The sequence below is a fragment of the Cupriavidus sp. UYPR2.512 genome (genome assembly GCF_000379565.1).
Classification (GTDB): Bacteria; Pseudomonadota; Gammaproteobacteria; order Burkholderiales; family Burkholderiaceae; genus Cupriavidus.
Map to the genome: position 1 here is coordinate 1 of NZ_KB902934.1, position 5,269 is coordinate 5,269.

The 5,269-nt window shown below is 62.2% G+C and carries 5 protein-coding genes and 4 pseudogenes; 6 read left to right on the top strand and 3 right to left on the bottom strand.

The features are described from left to right. A partial coding sequence (locus A3A5_RS44690; protein ID WP_232431329.1) for a DUF4372 domain-containing protein occupies window positions 1-202 on the bottom strand: 202 nt, incomplete at its 3' end. A 37-nt stretch (window positions 203-239) separates the two neighbouring features. Here A3A5_RS44690 and A3A5_RS0112185 point away from each other — a divergent pair. After that, entirely contained in the window at window positions 240-779 is a 540-nt protein-coding gene (locus tag A3A5_RS0112185; protein WP_026200699.1) for a hypothetical protein, read from the top strand. On the opposite strand, the pseudogene A3A5_RS41335 reads toward A3A5_RS0112185, so the two are convergent. Then, window positions 776-1,006: pseudogene (locus A3A5_RS41335) on the bottom strand (IS3 family transposase); the annotation flags it as partial. The gene A3A5_RS0112185 and the pseudogene A3A5_RS41335 overlap by 4 nt on opposite strands. 842 nt (window positions 1,007-1,848) lie before the next feature. Between A3A5_RS41335 and A3A5_RS41340 the strand changes: the two are divergent. Next, window positions 1,849-2,280 (top strand): site-specific integrase, encoded by a 432-nt coding sequence (locus tag A3A5_RS41340; RefSeq protein ID WP_081623881.1) that lies wholly within the window; start codon window positions 1,849-1,851, stop codon window positions 2,278-2,280. 308 nt (window positions 2,281-2,588) lie between these two features. Here the strand turns inward: A3A5_RS41340 and A3A5_RS38345 are convergent. After that, window positions 2,589-3,676, bottom strand: a pseudogene (locus tag A3A5_RS38345) (tyrosine-type recombinase/integrase). On the opposite strand from A3A5_RS38345, the pseudogene A3A5_RS44030 reads away from it, so the two are divergent. The 4 genes and pseudogenes from A3A5_RS44030 (at window position 3,569) to A3A5_RS0112205 (ending at window position 5,198) form a co-directional block, all read left to right on the top strand. Further along, window positions 3,569-4,161 (top strand): annotated as a pseudogene (locus A3A5_RS44030) (DNA-binding protein). The pseudogenes A3A5_RS38345 and A3A5_RS44030 overlap by 108 nt on opposite strands. After that, window positions 4,145-4,404, top strand: a pseudogene (locus tag A3A5_RS44695) (H-NS histone family protein). Before A3A5_RS44030 ends, A3A5_RS44695 begins: the two co-directional pseudogenes overlap by 17 nt. Then, window positions 4,382-4,738: an IS66 family insertion sequence element accessory protein TnpB gene (gene tnpB / locus A3A5_RS0112200; protein ID WP_081623882.1), complete on the top strand. Its 357-nt coding sequence runs from the start codon at window positions 4,382-4,384 to the stop codon at window positions 4,736-4,738. Before A3A5_RS44695 ends, tnpB begins: the two are co-directional and overlap by 23 nt. A 70-nt stretch (window positions 4,739-4,808) precedes the next feature. After that, entirely contained in the window at window positions 4,809-5,198 is a 390-nt protein-coding gene (locus tag A3A5_RS0112205; protein WP_157637204.1) for a hypothetical protein, read from the top strand. Window positions 5,199-5,269 lie beyond the last annotated feature (71 nt).

The window sequence follows — 5,269 nt, forward strand, 5'->3', positions numbered from 1 at the left end:
CCGCATCTCCGCGATGCTTCTCGATAATGCGACCGAAGGTCTTCCATGGCACGAATTCCATGACCTGCGCGAACAGCGTCTTGCCCACATTCATGCGTCGGTCCGGGTCGTGAAACCCGAGAGGATCGCAAATTCGCCGTTCGAAATTCAAATCTTGGACACCCATGGAGTACTCAGAACTTGCGTCAGCATTGGCTTCCAAGCCAATGACTCTCCAATTAAACGGACACGAGTTACAAATGAAGAAAATGCAGCGAAATCAACCACAACAAGGCCTCTCTACGCTAAATCGCTTTAAGCGAGCGCTGGAAGCGAGGAAGGTCGTGCGGCAGCAAGCCCAACTTGTCCGGAACGGGAAGAAATGGGGCAAGATCGCCGGTGAGGCAATAGCGTCGTGCACGCTTCTCACAAAGCTCGATGAAGTAATCATTCCGCCTGATCAGGCAGCCGTTCTATGTGGCTTCGTGTATGGGTTCTCAGACGTTTGTTGTCAGCACGCCGGGTTGGAGCGAGGGGGCCCCGCCTCACGGTACGCTGCCGAAACAGGATTAAACATTGTCCTCAACGATCACAGTAAAGCCACCCAGATGATCAAGCTTTTCTTGGTGGCGCGCGAGAAACGCGCTGAGTTCGAGCGAGGAGCGCTCATCGGTGAAGCCGGGGCGAGGGGATTTTTGAACAAGGCGCCATGGACTGAAGAGTTAATCAGCATCGTGCGGACGCTAATAGAGCAAAGCGAGCTTTCCCCTGCTTCACGAATCCATAGCCGATGCCGTTAGGCCGCTTGCTCTTGCTGGGAGGCGGCCCAATTCTTCTCGAACGTCATGGGGCTTATCGCACCACGCCGCGTCGCGAAGTGGCGACTGTGCAGTCGTGCGAGATTCAGCGAACTCCACAGGCTTTGGGTCGGCGCATTATCCCAACAATCGCCGCGCCGGCTCATCGATGAACGCATGCCGTACGCCTTGAGCGTGTCCTGGAAGAGCCTGCCGCAGTGAACTGCACCCCCACCCGGTGACGGCATCGATGTGCCAGAGTGGAAGTGTCGCTAGCCACTCAAACCGGAAGGAGCATCCATCATGCAGATTACGACAGTTGGGATCGACCTGGTCAAGAATGTGTTTGTGCGACCTGCAAGTCGCGTGAGTTTCTGTTTCACTGGAGCATTTATGACCTGATGAAACCGGTTATTCCATCAAGCGTCCCTACCCGGACCCGCGGAGCCGGCAACAGCTCGGAGTGAAGCTCTGGGGATAACGTAGCCGCCGGATACCGGTACGCCCAGCCGCGAGGTGAAGCGGAATCTGCCAGCACGAAGGCAGAGAGGAGCAAGGGATGAGTGGGTACGACCAACATATGTGAACTTCGGTTTAACGTCGTGAGCTTGAACAAGCCAAACGTGCTGAGAGGCTTGAACCAAAATGGTATGCGGTGAGGAATGGTCTCTGAAGATTGGGCCATCATGGACAGCACACCGCTGGCGAAGACGAAGGGTCCGTCCCACTCGGAGATTCATGTGGAACATGGGTAAGTCCATGCCGCCGGCGACGGCAGGCGAACCGCAAGGAACGCTGCGGTGGGTACAGGAATGCGGAAAAAGCGAACGCCCGGCTGTAATGGCCGGGATACGGGCTGCAACATTGCCCGACGCGAAAGCGGGCAGACTTCCGCGCGGTCATTCATGGCGAGAAAATTTGAGCAATCGCGATCCCTGTCATCTGCTCTCCCGCGTACAACGGTTGCACGAGGATATTCGCGTAAGGCAAGACGAGGTCACGTGCTCAGGCTGCGTCAGGCACTGGAGCGTAATGGGACGCATGGCTTGAGCAAGGATTTACTCGAAGGCAGGTGGACGAGTTATTCGCTTTTCCCACGCGCCCGGAGAATTACCGGGCCACCGGGCGGAATTTTTTGCGCTACTTGATTTCGAGTGGTCAGGGTTGCTTGCAGTCCGAGCCAGGATTTGGTCGCTATACATCTTTCCTGACCGAGTACCGGGAGTACCTGCTTGAAGTGCGCGGCCTGGCCGTGGAAACAACCGGACATCATCTGGACACTGCGTTTGCCTTTCTCAATTATTCTCTCAGGCCGACGTCCCCGATCAGCATGATTTCCGCGCACGCAGTCGAATCATTTGTTAACGCGTGCGGACAACGGATGAAGCGTACTGCCCTGGTGCAGTCGATTACCCACCTACGCAGTTTTCTTCGATATTGCTACGACCGCGGTGAAGTTCCTGTGCGTCTTGATGGCATCGCCTGTACCGGAGCTACCTTGTAGTGCTCTGCGAGCCACTTATACCCCATCCATTCTGTGCTCAACGTGGACTCCATCGTTTAATTTGGCTTGCGGACGTTTAAAAATCCCGCGATTTCTTGATTGTCGTTTAAACAACACTTTGTTGTTGGGCCGCTTTTTGGAACGCATGCTTGGCGAAAGCGTGCGCCTTGGCTTTGGCAAGCGGCAACGCATGCGACCAAGCTTGCGGGGAGGTGAAAAAGGGCGCGCCGCGATCGGGCCGGGTGTCAATCTGAATTGCCTTACACGATCGATGCAAAGGGCCATTCGCCTGGGGCGAGGGTCGTGCCTTATGTCTTGCTGGTCCAGTCGATGCGATGCCGCGCCTGCGTGGCCTCGTGCCGCGCATCCTCCTCGCTATGCAGGTAGCCGCTCGTCGTCGAGATCGACGCATGCCCAAAGTTGTCGCGCACGTACCGCAGATCCACCTGCTGGTCGGTCATGTGCGAGCCGGCAGTATGGCGCAGCCAGTGGGCCGAGGCGCTGGCCAGCACCGCCGCCTGGGCTTCCCACTTCGCCCCGCGTGCGCGCAGGCGCGCGGCCGCCAGACCGAACACTTCTTTCAGGATCAGGTGCAGCGCGCCGCGTGACAGGCCTTTGTCACGGTTCTCCCGGCCGATCACCGGCAGAAGCAAGGGGCGGGTCTCGCCCGGCTGCGGCGTCGGCGCCAGGCCGTGGGCGCGGCGATAGCGCGCCAGTTCGGCAATCAGCTCGTCGGTGGCTGGCACCAGCCGGGTCTTGTTGCCCTTGCCGGTGACCTCCAGCCACCAGCGCTCGATGCTCTGCGCGTCGCGCCGGCAGAAGAACGCCCCCATTGCCGTGCCGGTGACTTCGACCGCGCGCAAGCCCACGGTCAGGAGCCAGCGGCAGCGCGCCGCATGCAGGCGCTCGCGCTCAGTCGCCGCCGGCATCGCCTCGATGGTCTCCTTGACCGTGCCCCACAAGTCGTGGCTCAGGTAGCGAGCGCGAGCGGGTTGCCGGCGAGGTAGCCGGCCTCGGTCAGCCAGGCGAATAGCGCGTTCAGAATCACCAGCGCCTGGCGCACGCTGGCCGGCGACAGTGGCCTGGCAAAGGGGCGCCAGTCGGTGTGGCCGCGCGCGAGCTTCCTGCTGCCGGCCAGCACCCAGCGCGCGGCCGGTTGTGGGTCGGCGAGGAAGCGCTCGACCTCGCGCCGGTAGGTGGCCGGTGTCGCCGCGCTGTCGGCATAGCGTGCGAGCCAGGCGGTGACGGCGGCGAGGTCGTCGGCCGCGGCGATGCGGGCGGCGGCGGCCTGCTGTTCTTCCGCTACGGCATCACGCCTACCGCCAACAAGCTCTATCAGCTGGTGCGCAAGGGCAGCATGGGCACGCCCGCCGAGGTGCTGCAGGGGTTCTGGCAGGAGCTGCGCGGGCGCACCCGCGTCACCATCGACCATCCGGATCTGCCCCACGCGTTGAAGGAGATCGCGGCCGGGGCGGTGCAGACCATCTGGCAGGCGGCCAACGAGGCCGCCACCGGCGCGCGCCGAGGCCCGCGCCCCGCTCGAAGCCCAGGCCACGGCGCTCACGGAGCGGCTTACCGAGCGGCTCGCGGCCGCAGAAGCGGCGCAGCGCCAGGCCGCCGACGACGGAGACGCGGTGCAGACGGAACTGGCGGCGGCCCAGCGCCGGGCCGAGCGCGCCGAGGCGGAAGCGGTGCTGGCGCGCCTGCTGCTGGTAGAATTGCGCTTGCCGCGCGAGCGGGAGGGCGCCGGCGGCGGAGGATAAACCGGGCAAAGACCAGGACAAAACTCAAGACGACGGGCAGGAGGCACCGGCGCTGCCCGGAGGCAATCAGAAAGACAGCAGCAACGATAGCGACGGCAACGATGACCACGAAAAGTGAGCGGGCGGCGGCGATCCGCTGGATCCGGGCCGAGATGGCCGATTACGGGCTGACCATGGACGAACTGGAAGCGGGGGGTGCTTCGATCCGCCGCCTCCTCCGCCACCGCCGCCCCCACCCGCGCCGCCTCCGGTGGTCTGCTACCGCAACGCCGCGGGGCAAAGTTGGAACGGGCAGGGCGAGATGCCCGACTGGTTGCGGCGGGTCGGGACTGGCTGCGATGATCCGTATTATCCGTATTGACGCGCTGCGGTTGGCCGTTGATTCCATCGACATGCGTGCCGGAAGCGAGCGGCTGCTGGCGCGCGTGGTACAGGTCTTCGGCGCAGCCCAGTCTCATCATGCCTACCTGTTTGCGAACGCCCGTCACACCCGAGTCAAGCTATTGGTGCATGATGGCTTTGGCGTGTGGTGCGCCGCTCGCCGCCTCAATCAGGGGCGCTTTGTCTGGCCTCCGGTACAGGCCGGTACAGGCCGGTGCCACCGGCGGACACTGACGCAGGCACAGTTCGACGCCCTGATCCTCGGCCTGCCTTGGCAGCACCTCGAGGACCTGCGCACCATTACGCGGATATGACGATGATCACGGCGCGTTGACAGCATAAATCCGGATGGTGGTAGTGCCCGGTGGCTGGCACGATGGTTCCATGCTGAACCTGCGCCAACTACAAGACCAAGGCCTTCAGGACCTCGCGCCCGAGGACGTCCTGGCACTGGCGCAGCAGATGCTCGCACACATCCAGCAGCAGGAACGCGAGATCAAGCTCAAGGACGTCAAGATCGAGAAGATCACCTTCGAGCTGGCGCGACTCAAGGCCTGGAAGTTCGGGGCCAAGACCGAGGCGATGAGCGCCGAGCAGCGCCGCCTGTTCGAGGAGACCCTGGCCAAGGACGAGGCCAGTCTGCAAGCGCAGTTGCAGCAGGCCACGGTGACGGCTCGCAACCGAACACTATCACATGGTGATGGGCGAGCGCGGCATGACCGAGATGGGTGGAGGGGTTCGACTGAACCATTTACTCATTGGTCGGTAAGTTAGTCGACAAGTTTGGAACTTCATGGGCCCTGCATCGGTCGGATCGTGCATGAAGCGAGACGGACGGACATTTG

What these genes read in the sequence shown, in the direction of transcription:
- A3A5_RS0112185 (WP_026200699.1), top strand. Translation starts at nt 240, where the DNA reads ATGAAGAAAATGCAGCGAAATCAACCACAACAAGGCCTCTCTACGCTA.
- tnpB (WP_081623882.1), top strand. Translation starts at nt 4,382, where the DNA reads ATGATCCGTATTATCCGTATTGACGCGCTGCGGTTGGCCGTTGATTCC.
- A3A5_RS0112205 (WP_157637204.1), top strand. Translation starts at nt 4,809, where the DNA reads ATGCTGAACCTGCGCCAACTACAAGACCAAGGCCTTCAGGACCTCGCG.